14 protein-coding genes are annotated in these 19,631 nt (G+C 42.8%); 9 read left to right on the top strand and 5 right to left on the bottom strand.

Going from position 1 to position 19,631, the window contains the following annotated elements:
• The first annotated feature begins 92 nt into the window (after nt 1-92).
• Nucleotides 93-830 carry an EAL domain-containing protein gene (locus NL645_RS02130; protein WP_253651099.1) on the top strand — a complete coding sequence of 246 codons (738 nt, stop codon included), beginning with the start codon at nt 93-95 and terminating at the stop codon, nt 828-830.
• A 457-nt stretch (nt 831-1,287) separates the two neighbouring features.
• Here NL645_RS02130 and NL645_RS02125 read toward each other — a convergent pair whose 3' ends face one another.
• Both NL645_RS02125 and NL645_RS02120 read right to left on the bottom strand, forming a co-directional pair.
• A complete protein-coding gene (locus tag NL645_RS02125) occupies nt 1,288-4,038 on the bottom strand; it encodes a hypothetical protein (protein ID WP_253651098.1) in 2,751 nt (916 codons plus the stop codon).
• A 10-nt stretch (nt 4,039-4,048) separates the two neighbouring features.
• Nucleotides 4,049-4,483 carry a type III secretion system chaperone gene (locus tag NL645_RS02120; RefSeq protein WP_253651097.1) on the bottom strand — a complete coding sequence of 145 codons (435 nt, stop codon included), beginning with the start codon at nt 4,481-4,483 and terminating at the stop codon, nt 4,049-4,051.
• Nucleotides 4,484-5,290: 807 nt separating this feature from the next.
• Between NL645_RS02120 and ylqF the strand changes: the two genes are divergently transcribed.
• Nucleotides 5,291-6,235 carry a ribosome biogenesis GTPase YlqF gene (ylqF, locus tag NL645_RS02115; RefSeq protein ID WP_253651096.1) on the top strand — a complete coding sequence of 315 codons (945 nt, stop codon included), beginning with the start codon at nt 5,291-5,293 and terminating at the stop codon, nt 6,233-6,235.
• A gap of 340 nt (nt 6,236-6,575) precedes the next feature.
• Nucleotides 6,576-7,757 carry an alpha-hydroxyketone-type quorum-sensing autoinducer synthase gene (cqsA, locus tag NL645_RS02110; protein WP_253651095.1) on the top strand — a complete coding sequence of 394 codons (1,182 nt, stop codon included), beginning with the start codon at nt 6,576-6,578 and terminating at the stop codon, nt 7,755-7,757.
• 103 nt (nt 7,758-7,860) lie between these two features.
• On the opposite strand, the gene NL645_RS02105 is transcribed toward cqsA, so the two are convergent.
• Nucleotides 7,861-9,906, bottom strand: coding sequence for a response regulator (locus NL645_RS02105; RefSeq protein WP_253651094.1), 2,046 nt, complete (start codon nt 9,904-9,906; stop codon nt 7,861-7,863).
• 367 nt (nt 9,907-10,273) lie between these two features.
• Between NL645_RS02105 and NL645_RS02100 the strand changes: the two genes are divergently transcribed.
• The gene (locus NL645_RS02100) at nt 10,274-10,891 is read left to right on the top strand and encodes an HAD family phosphatase (protein ID WP_150916739.1); all 618 of its coding nucleotides are present in this window, start codon (nt 10,274-10,276) and stop codon (nt 10,889-10,891) included.
• Between the two features lie 87 nt (nt 10,892-10,978).
• Here the strand turns inward: NL645_RS02100 and NL645_RS02095 are convergent, their stop codons facing one another.
• Entirely contained in the window at nt 10,979-11,527 is a 549-nt protein-coding gene (locus NL645_RS02095) for a GNAT family N-acetyltransferase (RefSeq protein ID WP_005398196.1), read from the bottom strand.
• A 272-nt stretch (nt 11,528-11,799) separates the two neighbouring features.
• Between NL645_RS02095 and NL645_RS02090 the strand changes: the two genes are divergently transcribed.
• From NL645_RS02090 to NL645_RS02075, 4 genes are all read left to right on the top strand, one after another.
• The gene (locus NL645_RS02090; RefSeq protein WP_253651093.1) at nt 11,800-12,924 is read left to right on the top strand and encodes a fatty acid desaturase; all 1,125 of its coding nucleotides are present in this window, start codon (nt 11,800-11,802) and stop codon (nt 12,922-12,924) included.
• Nucleotides 12,925-13,279: 355 nt separating this feature from the next.
• Complete coding sequence (dcuC, locus tag NL645_RS02085; RefSeq protein ID WP_005398199.1) at nt 13,280-14,647, top strand: anaerobic C4-dicarboxylate transporter DcuC; 1,368 nt, start codon at nt 13,280-13,282, stop codon at nt 14,645-14,647.
• Nucleotides 14,648-14,873: 226 nt separating this feature from the next.
• A complete protein-coding gene (locus tag NL645_RS02080; protein ID WP_005398201.1) occupies nt 14,874-15,464 on the top strand; it encodes a LemA family protein in 591 nt (196 codons plus the stop codon).
• Nucleotides 15,464-17,353 carry a M48 family metallopeptidase gene (locus NL645_RS02075; RefSeq protein ID WP_253651092.1) on the top strand — a complete coding sequence of 630 codons (1,890 nt, stop codon included), beginning with the start codon at nt 15,464-15,466 and terminating at the stop codon, nt 17,351-17,353. The genes NL645_RS02080 and NL645_RS02075 overlap by 1 nt, the downstream gene beginning before the upstream one ends.
• Nucleotides 17,354-17,410: 57 nt before the next feature.
• On the opposite strand, the gene NL645_RS02070 is transcribed toward NL645_RS02075, so the two are convergent.
• Entirely contained in the window at nt 17,411-17,767 is a 357-nt protein-coding gene (locus tag NL645_RS02070; protein WP_005398137.1) for a hypothetical protein, read from the bottom strand.
• A 577-nt stretch (nt 17,768-18,344) separates the two neighbouring features.
• Between NL645_RS02070 and NL645_RS02065 the strand changes: the two genes are divergently transcribed.
• A complete protein-coding gene (locus tag NL645_RS02065; RefSeq protein ID WP_104970823.1) occupies nt 18,345-19,577 on the top strand; it encodes an OFA family MFS transporter in 1,233 nt (410 codons plus the stop codon).
• Nucleotides 19,578-19,631 lie beyond the last annotated feature (54 nt).

Genomic DNA, 19,631 nt, shown 5'->3' with positions numbered 1-19,631 from the left:
ATTTCCTGACGTAATAACTTTAGATATAGAATATGAAACGATGCTTAAGTGTGAGTCAAACATAGTAATAGTAAACTGATAAAGTGGATAATATGAAAAGGAATATGCCTTACCTACCTAGCTTCAAATTGACTGACTTTGATATAAAAACGTTAGTACAACCTATCCTCTGTCCTAGAAGCCAAGAAATTCAATATTACGAAACTTTGTCTAAGATAAACACTTTTGATAAAAGCAACATAAACAACGACGTATTCTTTTCTATTATAGACAACACGTTTATTCAAACTCTCGCTTTACAACAAATTCGATTTTCTCTTGAAAAATACCCTCACCAACTACACTCTTTCAATATTAAACTCTCTTGTTTAGCTGACGAAGATTTTGTCCGTGAGCTTTTAAGCTTCAATGGTGCTAAGTTTGCTCTTGAGATAAGCGAGCTTGATTGTTATACCGAATCACAAGAAATACGCGAAAACTTATCAGTGTTACAAGCGAACAATATCGAGATTTGGCTGGATGACTATCACCGTAACAACAAGCTGGCTAACATGTCACTTGGCAACATACTTTGGGATCGTATCAAGATTGACAAAAGCTTTCTAAAACACGCCGACCAAGAGTCTATACAAGCACTAGAGTACTTCTTAGCCCCTTTCTGCTTACACGGATTGATCTTCGAGGGTGCTGAGTACATCGAGCATCATAAGATGTTAAAGACAAGCCACTCATTAACTCAAGGTTACTATTACTTTAGACCGTCCCCAATAAATTCTCTCGACTCAAAACCGCGCGCTTCCTCCTCCGGAAAGCTCTCGTATGTAAGATAGACAAAGAGCCCAAAACTTTCAATATAGAGGTCGCACAGGAATCAAACCTTGCATAAACACTGAACTTAAAACGTCTGAACAATGCAACCAACTGATAAATAAAAGCTTAACACTAGATATAATGACTAAAAAACGTGTTTATGAGTAGCTAAAGATAGCTAGGAAAATTTAGAGCTGATGCTTTAAAGCAAGCTCTGTAAAATTGTTGATATTTAGACTTTAAAGCTTGCCTAATCACATTCTAAAAGTAGCTCTAATACTCTCCCATTTACCTTACAACTATCCGAACAGGTAGTAAGAATAATGAAACCACTCTCCTTCCAGAGTGTGCCTTATATAAAGACCAAACTGGTTATGTACTTCTTAATTAAAAATAAAGAACTAGAAAACTTTGCCAAAGTAGGACCCTCTTGTCTCTATCGATAGGGCCCTTTTAATTTTTATGCAATAAATTAGATTAGCGCTTTTTTGAGTATAGGCGGGATACGGCTTCATCTTTATAGGCGTGATGTTGCCCAGCAAGCACCTTATTGAAACTGTCTAATGCGTTATTGAATGTTGCCTCGGACTTATCTTCAGCCCATTCGCCAATTTTATTAAGCAGATCGGATTTGAGTGTTTTCATATCCTTCGAGTCTTCAGCCATCTTGGTGAGCTCTTTTGCCGCATTGCTAGAAGGCTCAATCAGTTTATTGAATACCCTCTCCAAACCTTTGTGGTGATTATCGCAATAACGTTGCCAAAGCTGTGGCTCTTGCCCCACTGACCAGCCGTTAAACTTGGTTTGTAAGTAGGTTAATGTGTCATCACCTAACCACTCAGATAAATGCGTATTAGAAGAAACACTCACACCACCACCAAACTTAACAGCACCTGCAGTCACGGAACCTTTGCCACCTAGTGAGCTGGATTCCGTCGCGCGAATGTATTGAATATGGAATTTATTGTCTTCCCCTTTCACCATGTTTAACTCAAGTTGAGCACCGAGTCCAAGTGCACCTTCCAGCCCTAAAGTCGCGTCACTTGGCAACTGAGCTTCGATGGAATTTCTCGAAAGAAACTGACTAAGCGCCTCCCCTAAAACCGCACGAGCAAAGGTTTTCTTCGCACCTTGTGTTCCCTCTTTTGATGACGGCTCACCTAGCGGGACATTGGCAGTGAAGGCGATATTAAGGTATTCACCATCATTGTCGGGGTTGATGTCTCCTACAATATTGTTGTATTTGACGACCATTCCAACATCTTTGCTCACACCCGGAACTTGCACAGATACATTACCACTCAGTTGTACGTTGGTGCTTTGCGCCCCCGACACTAGCGTTAGCTGTTTTTCAATGTCTCGCTTTTGGTCAAGGTTCATCTGAGGGTTACTATAAGCACGGTCGATCTCGGTAAGGAATTGGCAAAAACCTGCTTCGTCTTTATTAAGATAAGGCACCTCTCCCTCAGAGAAGCTCGCCAAGTAAGCTTGGGTTAACGCAACATGACTACAGATCACCGCGCGTAAATACTCTCCTCGACCAACAGCACCGCGGTCACTTTCCATACCATGCTTAATAACGCCCATTTGCTTATCCGCATCGCGGCTTTTACTCGAATCCTTCTGGTTAACGAGGATTGAATAGCTCTCGTACTCTTTGTACAAAGTGGTAATGACATCTTTGATCTCAGCACGCTTTGCTTTCAAGACATCAGCATTGAGTTCGCCGGTTTTGGGGTTTTGAGCCGTTGGATCTGCTTTTACCTTTTGGGCAAGGTCACTGACCTCCAACGCCGTTTCTTTCATCCACTCTAAACCTTGTGAACCGCTTAGAGTCTGGCGACTGCCAAGAAATTCAGCGTCTTTTGCATATCCTTCAAACGGTACTGAAACAGTAAAATAGTCCGGATTACGAGCCATAAGTCGGACAGGTTGCTGACGCAGTTGTTGGAGCAAATCGGTATGCTTAGTGAAGTAAGTCTCGGTTATCGACGCAGAGCCACCACCGCTGATTTTAGAAAGATCTTTTATCCCTACACCAGCACCGCCAGAAAGACTTCCAGCAAAGGCTTCTGCTCTCACCGGAGCATCGTACTTTCTGCCTTTTACTTCTATTTTGTCGCCTTGTCCTAAGATCCCTTGCTGACGTAAGTCTTGCTGTAGTTTGTGGTTGTTTGCGACAACACTTTCAAGTAATCGGTCAGCTTTACGAGCTTGATGGATACCGCCTAAATTGGTCAATTTCTTAACACCACTTCCTGCAAGCATCGCGATCATATCATTGGCATGATAATCCACAAACGACTTAAGATTCGGGAAGCTTTGTGCTGCGCCCAGCCCCAAATTACCACCAACATGAACGTCTACAGGTACTTCGCCTCCACCCGCTGAGGCATTAACACCAAGAGAGAAGTTATGCTTCGCGCGAATTTTTGTGTCATCACCACCAAACACTTTGAAGTCGTATTTGAGCTCAACGGTTACCGATGCGGCCTCAAGATTAAACAGACCAAGCGCAGGACCTATCTCAAAAGAGGTCGATACGGCTGACTCCGTGCCGCCTTTAGTTAATCCACTGAACTGCTCGGTTAATTGCTGTTTGAATTGATCACGTAGCTGCTCTAGCCCTCCGCTGCGTAACTGTTCTGCTAGTCCGGCAATTCGAGTGTGCTCTGGAGACCCCTTTTCCAAGTTTTCGCATATCTTTGCCAGCGCTTGATAAGCATTACTGTAATTTTCTGCGGTCTTGTCGCTCTTTAGTGTGGACACCGCATCACGGGCAATATTGACACTTTCAGATACAGGAAGACGATCCAGCGCTTTAAGTAATAGCGAACTATCGCCAGTTTTAAATACGTTACCAAGCGCCGCGTTGGCAAACAGTTGTAGATTGCTAGAAGAAGAACCTAGATACGTTTCTAAATGTCCTGCCGCAGCAAGCACTTTTCCAAACTCTCGGTTTGATAAGGTATCGCTCTTTTCTTTTAGATAAGGCGTTTCCAATAAAGCCGTTTGGACAGACTGGGGAAAATTAGTGAAGATTTCCCGTTGATTTTGGCTAAACAAGGCTTCAACGCGGTGCGCAGATGATAAGCTAGCATTGCCACTTAGCTGTGGATTGCTCGCTACATTTAGCGCCAACGGACTGTTGGTGTTAGCACCTTCCACTTCCTGTACAGAATTAGTATGAAGAGAACGATCAACGAAAGACGTATTCACTGAAGTCATGGCATCACTCCTAAACAAATAAAGAACTGCGAGAAGAAGAGAAGCCACTCATATCCTGCGCATCAACTGTCGCTGGCTCCGCCTCTAATAACTTTTGCTGCCAGTAGCTAGCAGCATCGACAAACCCGGAAAGAAGTTCAGAAAAACGCAGTTGGTCTTGGTGGCTCACAGACATAGCGAGCAAAACACGCTTCTCATCGAGCAATGAGAGCGTTGCACCATTGGTTGAATTCCAGAGACAGTTTCCTTCAAGAAGCCCCCACATTTGCCTTTCTTCTATCAGTTCTCCAACCAAGGCATAAATAACAAGTTCATTTACGCGAAGTTCGAGATTGACTATCATTTTAGGCTCTTCAAACATTACCGATGTTAATGAGAATTCGTCGAAAGAGACTGGCTGACCTACTGTGTCACCGAGCACTTTCTCCCACTGCATTTTTTCCATAACAACTCCAAACTTTTCCGAGAGAGGTTCTGACGCCACGGTTAACAAAATACAGTTTGTTTTTATGGCCTCGTTTTTAACTCATGTTAAAACTCTCAGAAAAAGGGCGTTATCAGTAACAGACTTTTTTTTATCAGTACTCGACGAAAAGTTTTAGGCGTTAAGTTTAGAGCTCTATTTTCTCTTCGATATTTTTTAAATCGGCTTACACTTGTATTTAAGGTAACTTACTACTTTATTAATCCTTTATAATAAATATATTTACAGTATGATTACCTTGTCCAAAAAGCATTCCTATAGGAATTTATAATATAAGATATAAAAATGTTATTTATGATGGTCATTTATAAACAACATCAAGCTAACCCACCTAAAACATTAAAAATTAAGAAATTAATAGTCACTTCAAATTGAATCGATATTAGGAGTTTCCTTCGTTAATATGGATACATGATAACGATAGAGTACATATAACTTTATAGGTATTCGGAATAATTCGTTCTACAACTGTGAAATAATTACACTTGATGCATTTAAGTTTTCATCATGATATAAATATGCCTATTTTTTACGCTCACAACACCAATTACTCTGAACTTCAATAGTGCATTTACGCATCATTTTTCGTTGTTAGCAATAGAACTAGAAAGGTTGGTTTAGTAGTTATCAACATTTTAGTACCCAAAATAAAATGTTAAGATGGTCACATCAGTGCTGTTGTAGCTACAAGTGAAGAATAAAATACATTTGGTACCCCACTTGATGCCACACCAGCTTAGCCATAAAAACTAAAGGTATATTTTTCAAATGGTTAATAACTCAATCCAGTGGTTTCCTGGCCACATGCACAAAGCACGCAAAGAGATCGAAGAAGCAATCCCACAAGTGGATGTGATCATCGAAGTACTGGATGCTCGTGTTCCTTTCAGTAGTGAAAACCCTTTGATATCTCAAATCCGTGGTGACAAGCCAGTCGTTAAAGTCTTGAACAAGCGTGATTTGGCCGATCCTGAGTTAACTCAATTATGGATTGAGCACTTGGAGCAAGAGCAACACGTAAAAGCAATGGCGATCACGACGTCAGAACCGCAAGAAGTGCATAGAATCATGGAGCTTTGCCGTAAACTTGCCCCACACCGTGAAGAGATCGGTAAAAACATTCGTACCATGATCATGGGGATCCCAAACGTTGGGAAATCAACAATCATCAATACTCTAGCTGGTCGAACGATCGCGGTGACAGGTAACCAGCCCGCGGTAACACGTCGTCAACAGCGCATCAACCTGCAAAATGGCATCGTTTTATCCGATACTCCAGGGATTCTGTGGCCTAAAGTGGAAAACCCACACAGTGGCTTCCGTTTAGCTGCTACTGGCGCTGTAAAAGATACTGCGATGGAATACGACGAGGTTGCGTTTTACACCATTGAGTACCTAGCAGCCCACTATGCAGACAAGCTTAAAGAGCGTTACCAAATCGAAGAGCTTCCTGAATCAGATATCGAGATCATGGAAGAGATTGGTCGCCGTCGTGGTGCACTACGCGCAGGTGGACGTGTGGACTTGCACAAAGTATCCGAGATTTTGTTGCACGAACTTCGCCAAGGCACACTAGGCCAAATTACACTAGAGCGCCCAGAAATGATCACTCAAGAGCTGATTGAAGTCGAGATTGAAACCGCTCGTAAAGAAGAAGAAAAAGCGAAGCGTAAAGAAGAGCGCCGCAAGCGCTATCTACGTAATAAGCGATAAACTGATATTATCTTTTTCCAATCATATTTTAAGGCGCGATTTTCGCGCCTTTTTTGTTATCTAATGCGCCCATTTTTTCACTTTTCAAACTTTATATTCCTCATACAAAATCCAGATATGAAGCACGAAAAAAACACCGCAAAATCGCCGTATAAACTTTAAGCACAAACTAGTTTAGACCCCGGGCCCCTATAGAGTTACAGCCACCATCCAACCCTCAAATGTCGAGTTTGCAAGGGTCTGCAAACTTATGCAACCTGGTTAGTGACACTCTCCCCAAAATCCGCAATATGAATAAGTGTCAGCGCTGGCGTTTTTCCATATGAAGAAGAGATTTATTATGAGTGAAACTATACAAAGCAAACCACTTCCTTCCTTTATTGAGGAACGCCTAGATTTTCATATTCAAGATCTAATTGAACCGAACGAGAACAAAAAACACCTTGTTCTTGGTAAACGTCCACCATGTAATGCTATTGTTATGCAAAGCAATGATTACCTTGCACTGTCTCATAACAAGGAGATTCAAAACGCGCATCGTGATGCGATTTCTCAACACGATGACAACGTCGTGATGTCCGCGATTTTCTTGCAAGATGATGAGTCGAAACCTGCATTTGAAACTCAACTAGCCAGTTTTGTCGGCATGCCTAGCTGTCTGCTTTCCCAATCGGGATGGGCAGCGAATGTCGGTTTATTACAGACTATTTGTGCACCGAACATACCTGTGTATATCGACTTCTTTGCGCATATGTCTTTATGGGAAGGTGCACGTATCGCAGGAGCACAAATTCATCCGTTCATGCATAACAACACCAACCACTTGCGAAAACAGATTTCACGCCATGGTTCGGGAATTATTGTTGTGGATTCGGTTTACAGCACTATCGGAACCATTGCTCCTCTACGTGATATCTACGAAATAGCACAAGAGTTTGACTGCGGCTTAGTTGTGGATGAATCGCACTCGTTAGGTACGCACGGTCCGCAAGGCGCTGGGCTACTGCAAGAGCTGGATTTGACTCATATGGTGGATTTTGTAACCGTAAGTCTTGCAAAGACATTTGCTTATCGTGCTGGCGCAATTTTAGGGGCAGAAAAGCTGGCGAAGACGCTTCCATTTGTCGCGTATCCTGCCATTTTCAGTTCTACCGTGTTACCGCAAGAGATCATTCGGTTAGAAACAACACTGGACGTCATAAAGAAAGCCGATGACAAGCGGGAGATTTTGTTTAAAAGAGCGAAGTCTCTAGCCGTTGGTTTAAAACGTATTGGGTTTACTATTCGCAGTGAGTCGCAAATTATCGCGCTAGAATGTGGCAACGAAAGAAACACTGAGCGAGTTCGCAACTTTCTAGAAGAAAGGAATGTCTTTGGTGCAGTTTTCTGTCGCCCTGCAACAGGAAGAAACAAGAACATCATTCGTTTTTCTGTCAATGCGGACATGACTGCCGCCGAAGTCGATCACGTTCTTTCCGCCTGCCAAGAAGCGTTTGTTCATCCCGATCTAGAGTTTGTATAAGCTAGAGTGTAGGTAAAAATAAAGAGCTCAGCAGTTTTGCTGAGCTCTTTATCCGTATTCGCGTTATGATCAACTCGTCTCGAGATAACACAGTTGCGAGTGATTAAATCCAGTTTGCGATTTTGTCGAATAAGCGATTTTTATCCGCTGGTTTCACGATAAAGTCAGACATGCCAGAAGAGCCTATTTTGTCCAGCGTAACAGGTGAGCTATCCCCAGTATGCGCAATAATAGGTACCGACGCATAGTTTTTATCCGAGCTTCGAATTCGCCTTGAAGCTTCTACACCATCCATGATGGGCATCTCGATATCCATAAGAATGAGGTCAACGTTCTCTTGCTCTAATGTATCCAGTGCTTGCTGCCCGTCTTCTTTCTGAATCACTTCAAAGCCCTGCTTTTCGAGTAACATCGCGGTAAATTTTCGCAAAGATTCGTTATCATCCACGACCATAATTGTCCGCTTATTTGACGTATCCAAAGCCACTGAGGCCGTTGGTGTCGACACATAGCTTGAATCATACAAGAGACGGTCAATGGTTGGCTTAGTATTCAATAACCAGGCTTGAGTCTCGACCCAAATAGGCTCATATGCCACTTTGCATGCTCTCTGTGTCGGGTGATGCTCAAAAAGATAAACGATACGAGCTTCCGTGAAAGACAGAAGAGATTCTAATCTATCTAATTGGTTTGCTCTTGCATCCAAGCTCTCAAGATCGATAAAAATCAGGTCGAATTCGAACTCATACTCTTTCTTTTTGAGCACTTGATTAACATCTAAGATCGTTGATTCAAAACCCATAAAACGGCTAATGTCCGTCACTTTCGACACAAGAATATCTTGATTAGTCACCGTTAGGATGGTTTTGAGTTTGGTCAAATCGTTTTTAATTTCAGTCACGATATCAGATGTGATCGGCGGGAAAGTTAACGTGAACTGAGACCACTCACCTAGCTGAGACTGGCATTCAATGTTACCTCCAAAAGAACGCATCACTTTTTTACAAAATGGCAAACCCAAACCATAGCTGCCTGACTTACCAGTTGTGTAAAAGTCCTGAAATATATTACGTAGGACATCAGGAGCAATGCCTGCACCATTATCGGTTACAACGATTTGGTTTGAGTGCTCCGTACTCGTCATGGAGACATGTATGTGGAAATCTTCAGATGTGCGATGATGGAAGGCGTTCTTGAAAAGGTTATACATAACGTATTTGAGTAAGGTATCGCTACCAAGAAAATCAAACTCACTTCTCGCATCTAGGGATATAGCAAAGCGATCCGTCGCACGCTTATAACTAAAGCTTTCAATCGCTTTTTCAACCACTGAGTGAGCAGAATGCTTTTGGAAACTGGATCGCGAGACACGGTTTTCGTCTATCGATGTCAAAAGTAAATCTATCGTCTCGTTGCCCGACTGGATGATGTTCATCGCATCCTCACTAACTTCGCGCAGCAGGGTGACATCCTCTCCGCTCATCAGATATTGGTCTTTCTCGGCTTCTTTTTTACTGGGTAAGACTGATTGGATAACATCGATTGACGTACAAAGGCCACTTAAAGGGTTACGCATTTCATGCGCAATTCCGGCCCCGAATGACTTGGCCAACGACACTTTCGCTTCGTGCTCTACTTGGTTCCGAAAGTAGAATAAATTGCCAAATACATAAATAAAGAGAAAGATTGGTACATGCGTCCAGTCCATTGTTAAATCGAGATGAAACCCTTTCGCCACCCAAGCAAAGAACGTCGCTAAACCTATTCCGGCAAAAGTTTGAGCGAACATAACTCTTGTGACATGAACCAATAGAATGTGCAAGAAAATCGCGGACATAAAGGACATGACCCAAACATTGGACCAGTCATTCATCAATAACATATAGAAAAAGAAAAACGGTAAGCAGATCGTTATCGTCACTTGGTAGTAAATATGGATATATTTTCGCCACGTTGACGACAAGCGGTTTCTAAAAATGATGCCAAAGAACAATAGTGAACAAAACAGTCTGAGCGGCAAGTTTTCATAAGCCTGTGGGAAAACAAAATCCCAAACAAAGTAGTACAGCGGAAAGCCAAGAAACCCCATCCAACCAACGAGAGTCAGGTTGGGTTCTGCATATTGATAAACCTTACGTATCGAGTCCATATTATCTATTTTGCCTACTCCGCCTGACGTCCCAATAGTGTGATTTGCATTCATTCTTATCGTTTTATTATTAAGTAATTATATATTACTTAACGCTTATAAGCAGCGCGAAATGGCGCAAATATTTCGCGACGCTTGTCTTTAATTTCAATCTTTTAAGATAGAGACACTTGATTTACAACCAAATAAATGAAGTTGCATATAGTTTAGTGTAATTTTGCGATAATCGCGTTGTATCCTAAGGGATGTTAATCTCATATACGTTCGAGACATTTAAACCGCGCCTTTGGCTCGAACTTCCAAAGATTTAACGACAGCATTCACTGTGGATGTAACGCGGTGATGAACAATTGGCTTGGGGTGTGTTATGGAACCTTTACAAATAAAAAACGTAATTTTTGATGTGGGAAATGTATTAGTACGCTGGTCTCCGGTAGAGATTGTTCGCTTAACATTTGGTCACTCAGTAGAAGCGGAAAAAATGGCCCAGTTGCTGTTTTCATCACAAATCTGGAAAGACTTAAACAAAGGAATCATTTCCGAAGAGGAAGCCAAACTTTGCTATCAACGTGAGCACAAAGTGACAGCGGAAGAAATGGACCGCTTTTTTTACTACGTCAAACATACACAAATATTACTTTACGGCAGTGTCGAACTGCTAAAAAGAATAAAAAGTGCAGGATATAGCGTTTATGCGCTCACAGACAACGTTAACGAAATTGTTGAGCATCTTCGTGCTACCTATGAATTCTGGCCGCTGTTTGACGGTGCAATCATCTCTTCTGAAGTGCAGTTACTAAAGCCACAAGCTGAGATCTACCAAGCCCTACTTTCAACATATCAGCTTCAGGCCGAGGAAACGGTATTTCTTGATGATATGCCATACAACGTCGAAGGAGCCCGAACGGTAGGCATGGCTGCCATTCAATTTGAAAATGCTCAGCAATGCGAGTCAGAGCTAAAAGCCATGGGGCTTTGCTTTTGAGTCGCCCACTGAAACACAATACTTTAGGTACAGGCACAAAAAAGAGCAGCGTTGATGCTGCTCTTATTGTTAAGCTAAAACGTCAGACTAGGAGTAAATAACGTTTTCTTCTATCCCACTGACTAGTGACTGAGCATTCTTCCAACGGAATACCTTCTCCAATACTTCTGTTCCACCAGGCGCACGCCAAGTTCGCTCTTGACATTCTTGACCTCCAATATGGCGGTAGAATTCAATTGCAGAAATGTTTTGCGATACGACTTCTAGATAAAGACCAGTGTCTTTAAAGTACTGTTGCTGCCATTCTGCGACAGCAAGTAATAGCTGCTTGCCAATACCACGACCACGGTAGCTGTCATCAACATGCAGTGCGTCAATAAAGGTTCCACGCTCGAAGTCATGGTTGCCAAACACACAAACGAAGCCGAGCAACAAACCACCCTCTTCCGCCAAGACAATGTGCTGGTTGAATGGTGGGTTGGTCAGACGGGTTTGCCAGATCAGTAGTTTGTCGTCAATCGCCTCTTTATCAAGATAGTTATCACTAAGAATGCCACGGTAATGACGCTTCCAACTATCCGCATGAAGATGCGCAATGCGCTCGTAGTCCTTATATTCCGCTAATCGTAAATCCATTACGTATTCCTATTTTCTTACATTTTTTGCTTCTTTATAGAGTCTCGGCATATTCCACCTTTATAACACTTGTTTCTTGGCAGATTTTATACACCTTAAGCCAGAGCTCATTTTTTAATACTACTCATTATTCAATTAAAAGCAAAATATCCCATCAAGTTCCTTAATGTACATCCAAAGGAACAGTCACATTTGTCTAACTTTAATTTGACTTACACGTGTACGCTGATATTCTGGCGAACAGTTGTTAGCTCAAAGTTAGGAATACACCTGTGACTCAAAACAAACCACCCATTATCTGGTTGAATACGTTGATATTTTCTTCCAGTTTTGTTCTGACTTTTATTGTAATGCCTTGGTATGCATATCATTTTGGACTGGGTTGGGAGCATCTAGTTTGGGGAGTGATGGCATTCAGTTTTACGAATCTTTCTATTACAGCAGGCTATCACCGACTCTGGAGCCACAAAACATACGAAGCTCATCCAATTTTACGTGCTATTTTTGCGATTGGAGGAGCATTTTCTTTGCAAAATAGTGCATTACACTGGTCTTCTGATCATCGTGTACACCACAAGCATGTCGACAATAACGACAAAGATCCTTACTCAGCTAAACGTGGCTTTTGGTATTCTCATATTGGTTGGATGTTACGCGACTACAACAAATCGCAGGAAAACGAATACACCAACTGCCGCGATTTAAAGCGTGACAAAATCGTCATGTGGCAACATAAGTACTATGTTCCACTTGCTCTACTCACCAATATTGGCTTTCCGGTCGCTCTTGGTATTATCTACGGCGATATTTGGGGTATGTTATTAGTAGTTGGTGCCGCTCGACTCTTTATGAGCCACCACACGACCTTTTTCATTAACTCACTTGCGCATGTTTGGGGAAAACAGACTTTCACGGACAAAAACACCGCTCGCGACAACGGCGTGTTAGCCTTTTTCACATTTGGTGAGGGCTACCACAATTTCCATCATATCTTCGAGAATGACTATCGTAATGGTGTGTACTGGTGGCATTACGATCCGACAAAGTGGTTGATTAAGTCATGCTCTTGGCTAGGACTGACATCTAAATTACGCACAACGCCAACATTTAGAATAGAAAAAGCTCGCGCAACTCAACTCTTGAAGAAAGCACAAGAAAAACTGGGAGCAAAACCGAATACGCAGACGATTCTCGATCAGTTACAACACGAGTTTGATGCGCTAGTTCATCACATGCAGGAATATTATGAGATGCGAAAGGAAGTGCTCGGTGCAAAAACAGCCAGTGTGGTAAAAAAATACGAGTGCTCTGTGACAAAGATAAAGTATCAGCAAATCAAAGCGGAGTTCGAACGGCAACAACGCAGTTGGAACCTCATGGTGCGCCGATACGCTTAACTTAACCTATCCTTACGATTTAGCTTCGCTTCGGCGAAGCTTTTTTGTTGCAAGGATTATTACCCTCTCCCAACTCACTGAGTTGTTTCTTTTTCTCATTTTGAATCAATTCCCTCACTATTTATTCAAATTTCTGGTCATATTTTCCTTCCTGCAAACAGCCTCAAACCAGCACATAACACTTAGAAAACCAAATTCCAACAATACAATCTAACGAAATTAATTATTAAATTATTATTTGTCTCAGATCATGCAAGCCCCATATTTGTCTCGTGCCACAGTTAAGAATTCTGTAAATTCCTTGTCATAAACTGAAACAGTTTCTTTCTTTTTTTCATAACATTCGGAGATCCCTATGTTAGAGCTCTTAATTGGCTTAGTTGTCACCATTGCTGTGGGTTACTTTATCGTCAAAGGCTATAAAGCAGCGGGCGTGTTACTGACGGCTGGTATTGCTTTACTTCTTATGACTGGCGTATTGGGGCATGACGTGCTGCCCTCAAAAATCACCTCAACCGGTAACATGGTGACAGACGCGCTAGAATACGTGAAATACATGCTACAATACCGCGGCGGCGGCCTTGGTATGCAAATCATGTTGCTATGTGGCTTCGCTTCCTATATGACTCACATCGGCGCGAATAACGTTGTAGTGAAACAGTTCTCTAAACCGCTTTCTGTTATCAAGTCTCCTTATGTCCTTTTGGTAGCGGCTTACATTGTGGCGTGTTTGATGTCTCTTGCGGTAAGTTCTGCAACTGGCCTTGGCGTACTATTAATGGCGACATTGTTCCCAATGATGGTCGCGATGGGGATCTCTCGTCCAGCAGCGGTTGCAGTTTGTGCCTCTCCTGCGGCAATCATTCTTTCTCCAACCTCTGGTGATGTGGTGATCGCCGCCGAAAAATCTGGCTTGGCGCTTGATGTATTTGCGGTACAAACAGTGTTGCCTGTTTCTATTTGCGCAATCATCGTGATGGCTGCCGCGGCTTTCTTCTGGAACAAATACTTAGATAAGAAAGAAAATACGCCAATGGAAAAAATTGACGTATCAGAGATCAAAGCCGATGCACCAGCGTTTTATGCGGCACTGCCATTTCTACCTATCATCGGCGTGTTCCTATTCAACGGTCGTACCATTCCAGGACTTAGCCTAGACATTTACACTATTGTGGTCGGTTCGATTTTCCTTGGCGCTCTGATCCATTACGTTGTAAATAAGTTTGATGGTAAGAAATCACTGGAAGATTTAGATTCTTGTTACGCTGGCATGGCTGACGCGTTCAAAGGCGTTGTGATGCTTTTGGTTGCAGCGGGGGTTTTTGCTCAAGGTCTAATGTCTATCGGCGCTATCGATAACCTACTTCACCTTGCAGACAATGCAGGTGCAGGCGGTGTTGCTTTAATGCTTATCCTTACTGCATTGACAGTTGCAGCAGCAATTGCAACGGGGTCTGGTAACGCGCCTTTCTATGCATTTGTAGAGTTGGCACCATCTTTGGCTGCGAAAATGGGACTAAACCCAGCGTTCCTAATTATCCCGATGCTTCAAGCATCAAACCTAGGTCGTACTATCTCACCAGTGTCTGGCGTAATCGTTGCGACATCCGGTATGGCGAACATCAGCCCGTTTGAGGTTGTAAAACGAACATCTGTTCCGGTTCTTGCCGGTCTTATCACAGTTATAATTGGTACTATGGTGCTTGTTCCAATGAGTGCCTAACGGCATCGCCAATATTGCTTATCGACAAGGCCCGGCTTCTAGCTGGGCCTATTTCTTTCATCTCTCCAGTGCCATTATTCTTTCTGTATTGCTTTGTAAATGCATTTTAATTGTTACTCAACTCGTGACATATTTCTCGGTTATTGCATCGCTTCTTCAGAAGCATTTGCTTAATATCTCAACAGTTTATATAAGAACTGAATACATTAAGAAAATGGGATTTATTATGACTGCATTTATTGTCTTTATCGTTATTGTCCTGCTCATTGTGGTGTACGCCGTCAGTATCTACAACAAGCTCGTTACTCTACAAAACCGTTTCAAAAACAGCTTCGCTCAAATAGAGGTTCAATTAAAACGTCGATACGATTTGATTCCGAACTTAGTTAATACTGCAAAAGGCTATATGGAACACGAAAAAGAAACATTTGAACGTGTCATCCAAGCTCGTAATCAAGCAATTGCTGGCCTGAAAGCAGCCAGTGACGCACCTGGTAGTGATGCGGCAATTAGCCAACTAAACCAAGCAGAAGGCATGCTGCAAAGTGCGTTGGGCAAACTTAATGTTGTAGTGGAAGCCTACCCTGAGCTTAAAGCGAATGAAACCATGAGTCAGCTTCAAGAAGAATTAACCAGCACTGAGAACAAAGTTGCGTTTGCTCGCCAAGCATTTAATGATGCGGTAACCAGCTACAACACATACAAACAAACGTTCCCGCCAGTGTTGTTTTCCAACGCATTCGGATTCCAAGATGGCAAACTGTTAGAGTTTTCTGACAGTGCTGAAATACAAGCGGCCCCGAAGGTTGAGTTCTAATGGATTTCTTTGACCATCAAGATACCGCGCGTCAACGCACTGGGCTTTTGGTGTTCCTGTTTTCCTTAGCAGTTGTCACCATCACTGGTTTGGTAAGCGTATTATCGATTGGTATCTATTACGGAGTAACAGGCGAACACTTTGATCAAGAAACCGCACTTACCTACGTCTTGTTGTGCTTTGCCGGTGTATTGCTGGTTGTTGCGATAAGTTCAACGGTTCGCTTATCCGCCCTCACCTCCAATGGAGGCCGAGGTGTTGCTGAGAGCATAGGCGGCAAGCTGATTTCCTCAAACACCTTAGATGCAAAACATAGACAACTGCTCAACGTTGTGGAAGAGATGGCAATTGCATCTGGTATTCCGGTTCCTCCCGTCTATGTGATGCAGGAAGAGCGCGGTATCAATGCTTTCGCAGCAGGCATGAGCATTGATGATGCCGTCATCGGCGTCACACAAGGCGCACTGGATAGCTTCACGCGAGATGAACTACAAGGTGTCATTGCTCATGAATTCAGCCATATCTTAAACGGAGATATGCGTTTGAATACGCGTCTTATCGGCGTACTGTTTGGCATCACTTGCATTGCACATTTTGGACACTTGGTCTTAGATAACACTCATCATACGAGTCGCGTATCAAGAAGTTCTTCCGATTCCGATAAAGGCTTTGCGGTTATCATGCTGATTGCGATTATCTGTTTGGTTCTGGGCTGGATTGGCACCTTGTTTGGCTCGATGATCAAAGCCGCAATCTCTCGTCAACGTGAATTTCTCGCTGATGCCAGTGCCGTTCAATTTACTCGAAACGATCAAGGCATTGCTGGTGCACTCAAGAAAATTGGTAGTCATATGGCGGGTTCTTCATTGAATACAAAAGCAAGCGATGAGATGAGCCATATGATGTTTGGTCAAAGCAAACTCTCCGGCTTTTCTGGCCTATTTGCTACTCACCCTCCACTAGAAGAACGGATTCGCCGAATTGAACCTGGTTGGGATGGAAGTTTTTCTCAAAGTTCGCATCGTCCAACGACAAGCTTTGAGAATGATAACGTTAGTGGATTCACATCAGGGACATCGACACAACCGGAGAAACCAACCACCGGAGAACTCAGCGAAGTAGGTCAACAACTACTTAACCAACTTCCTTCCGAACTTGTCGACATCGCTCGTGAACCATACAGTGCGCGCTTTATTGCTTTTGCCTTGATATTTGATGGCAGTGAACTCCAGCGAGAGATGATAAAAAGTCATATCCCAAAGGTGTCTCAAGCACAATTATTACCATGGCTGGATTATGATTTGCCTCTTCATCTACGCTTTCCATTACTCGAACTCTCCATTCCTGCCTTGAAATCGCTAAGTGAGGGTCAGAAAAACAGACTGTGCCAGGTGCTACGCGAACTCTCTCAAACTGATGACCACTACTCACTCGCAGAATGGTGTGTCATCAACTTATTGGAGAAGCAACTACTCGAATCGTATGGATGTACAAAACAGTTCCAATCTTTAAAGCAATTAAAAGAGAGTGTGTTTTGGCTACTGCGCGAATTGGCTTGGGTTAGTCACTCTCAACCGGAAGACGCTCAACGTGCATTTAGCAGCGCCCTAACCTGTTTGGGCTTTAATGATGCAGAGTTACAACCCGCAAATAAGAACTGGGGCCTAAATCGCGCCGCTTTAGAGCTCCTACTGCAGCTCAAACCGAAAAGTCGTCGCTTGTTCGTAAAAGCGTGTCGATTAGCGATTGAATCGGATGGAAAGGTTACCGTTGCGGAAGGAGAACTCTATAGGGTAATCGCCTGCTTCTTAGAAGTTCCAGAGCCGCCACTAACAGTATCATTCAATACAGGACAACCCCTACCGAGCCAAACACAACAAGCTAACTGACTTAGCTTTAAACAAAAACGCCAGCACTTTTGCTGGCGTTTTTTCTTATTTGACAATTTACGCTGACTTAAATCGATCAGGGATCTTAGTGATACTCTCTCGATAACTAAACCATAAGTAGGTCACGGCGAGAGAGAAGAATAAATACGAAAGTGCGAAGACGATTGGAGATGTAATTAATTCAGCCGACATTCCCCACATCACACCAACAACCGTTATCGTCAACTTAGAAAGCATGCCGCAAATTAGTAAGAATAAGGCAAGCTGCGGAAAGCGCGAGCTACGGAATGCAAAGAAATAACAGCTCCCTACCGCTAGAGAAGCAATAGATAGACCCAACATAAATGAATGGATGTGGTCTGCAGATGCGACACCAGCAGATACCGAAGCCATGAGTAATAGGAACAGTTTCATAAGTCACCTCACAACAAGTCTAAAAAAGCATCCCTTCATAAATGAAATCTCATTTTTCGCTATATTCTGCTCCTATAATCTGCAATTACAAGTGACTTTTTTGTTCACTTAATGCACAAAAAACCTAATCAGCCCTAGTTATTACAAAAGGTTAACAATTTAAATTTAAGAAACCCTTTACATCCAATACTTACGGCGACAAGACGATATTTCAGTCATTTTTGTTACAGGGAGTTAACACGGTAACATTTTGAAATTTTTTATATGAAATGTGAGCTGTGCACCCAACTGCGCACTGAATTCTCTGTTTTGACTAGTTCCTCGTTCCTCACAACAAAAATCATCACTTTTTGATAACACTCCAACCACATACAAAACCATGAATTCACATCCGCTTTTAATGTTTCAAATTATTTTATCAGTAACGGCAAAAAGAGATTCCAATCACATATTTATTGGTTATAATCCGCGCTCATTGCGTTAATCGTTGAAAAACGCAAACTAATTTTGAGAAAAAACATCTTTAAACCAACCCTCTTTGCGGCATTGCCAACAAGAGGAAAAACTGAGAATGAAAATGAGCAAGATTGATAAAGCTATGCGCATCCTGTTAGCAGGGTTCTGTATCAACCTTTGTCTTGGCATCCTGTATGCTTGGAGTGTATTCAACAAGGCACTGGTAACTGAATCAGGCTGGAGTGCTGCAGAAGCTTCTGCACCTTACGCAACTGCAACCATCACTTTCTCTATCTGTCTTCTTGTTGCAGGTATTCTGCAAGACCGCATGGGTCCGCGTATGATTCTTATCCTAGGTACTGTTCTTACAGGTCTAGGCATGATCGCATCTGGCTTTGTTGACACTCCACTCATGCTGAACATTACCTTCGGTGTGATCACAGGTGCAGGTATCGGTTTTGGCTACGCATGCCTATCACCTTCTGCAATGAAATGGTTCCACGCTTCGAAGAAAGGCATGGTTAACGGCATTATTGCGGCTGGTTTCGGTCTAGCGGCTATCTACCTAGCACCAGTAACATCATCATTGATCGACAGCATGGGCATTCAAACGAGCTTTATGGTTCTTGGTGTTGGTATCCTGGCAATTGCAGTTCCTCTTGCAGCAACCATCAATAACCCACCAGCAGACTACACGCCTGCAGAACCGAAAGTAAAAGAAGGTCAAGCACCTAAAGCAGTTAAAAAGTCAGATGATCTAACTTGGAAAGCAATGCTGAAGACGCCACAGTTCTACTCTCTATGGATCATGTACGCATTCGCAGCTTCTGTTGGTCTAATGATCATCGGCAACATCACGACCATCGCAAGCGTTCAAGCAAACTTACCAAACGCCGTTTACCTAGCGTCTATTCTTGCTGTATTTAACTCAGGCGGCCGTGTTGCTGCGGGTATGCTTGCAGATAAAATCGGCGGTGTTCGTACGCTTCTACTTGCGTTCGTCTTACAAGGCGTAAACATGGTGTTGTTCGCAACGTTCGACTCTGAGTTCACTCTGATCATTGGTACTGCGATCGCAGCGGTAGGTTACGGTACACTTCTAGCGGTATTCCCTACTCTAACGGCCGAGTTCTACGGTTTGAAAAACTACGGTACTAACTACGGTGTGCTTTACACTGCATGGGGTATCGGTGGTGCAATCGGCGCAGCAGTTGTTGGCTTCTCTATGACGAACGGCGAAGGCTACACCTTGGCTTACACTATTTCATCAGCAATGATGGCAGTATGTATCGTACTTGCGTTCATCACCAAGCCATTGTCTGAAGCAAAAGTAGCGCACCTAAAAAACGCATAATTGCCAATTGATTTGATAGCGAAAAGGCTTAACCTATGGGTTAAGCCTTTTTTG

The organism is Vibrio sp. Y51_MX_L26 (assembly GCF_024181935.1).
Classification (GTDB): domain Bacteria; phylum Pseudomonadota; class Gammaproteobacteria; order Enterobacterales; family Vibrionaceae; genus Vibrio; species Vibrio diabolicus.
Note: the sequence above shows the minus strand (reverse complement) of the source record. Positions and strands in the feature narration are given on the sequence as shown.

Excerpts from the sequence above, each read along its gene's own strand:
- NL645_RS02095 (WP_005398196.1), bottom strand. The coding sequence starts at position 11,527 with ATGGATTTACGATTAGCGGAATATAAGGACTACGAGCGCATTGCGCAT.
- NL645_RS02130 (WP_253651099.1), top strand. The coding sequence starts at position 93 with ATGAAAAGGAATATGCCTTACCTACCTAGCTTCAAATTGACTGACTTT.
- NL645_RS02100 (WP_150916739.1), top strand. The coding sequence starts at position 10,274 with ATGGAACCTTTACAAATAAAAAACGTAATTTTTGATGTGGGAAATGTA.
- NL645_RS02075 (WP_253651092.1), top strand. The coding sequence starts at position 15,464 with ATGGATTTCTTTGACCATCAAGATACCGCGCGTCAACGCACTGGGCTT.
- NL645_RS02080 (WP_005398201.1), top strand. The coding sequence starts at position 14,874 with ATGACTGCATTTATTGTCTTTATCGTTATTGTCCTGCTCATTGTGGTG.
- NL645_RS02125 (WP_253651098.1), bottom strand. The coding sequence starts at position 4,038 with ATGACTTCAGTGAATACGTCTTTCGTTGATCGTTCTCTTCATACTAAT.
- NL645_RS02120 (WP_253651097.1), bottom strand. The coding sequence starts at position 4,483 with ATGGAAAAAATGCAGTGGGAGAAAGTGCTCGGTGACACAGTAGGTCAG.
- NL645_RS02070 (WP_005398137.1), bottom strand. The coding sequence starts at position 17,767 with ATGAAACTGTTCCTATTACTCATGGCTTCGGTATCTGCTGGTGTCGCA.
- cqsA (WP_253651095.1), top strand. The coding sequence starts at position 6,576 with ATGAGTGAAACTATACAAAGCAAACCACTTCCTTCCTTTATTGAGGAA.
- dcuC (WP_005398199.1), top strand. The coding sequence starts at position 13,280 with ATGTTAGAGCTCTTAATTGGCTTAGTTGTCACCATTGCTGTGGGTTAC.
- NL645_RS02105 (WP_253651094.1), bottom strand. The coding sequence starts at position 9,906 with ATGGACTCGATACGTAAGGTTTATCAATATGCAGAACCCAACCTGACT.
- ylqF (WP_253651096.1), top strand. The coding sequence starts at position 5,291 with ATGGTTAATAACTCAATCCAGTGGTTTCCTGGCCACATGCACAAAGCA.
- NL645_RS02065 (WP_104970823.1), top strand. The coding sequence starts at position 18,345 with ATGAGCAAGATTGATAAAGCTATGCGCATCCTGTTAGCAGGGTTCTGT.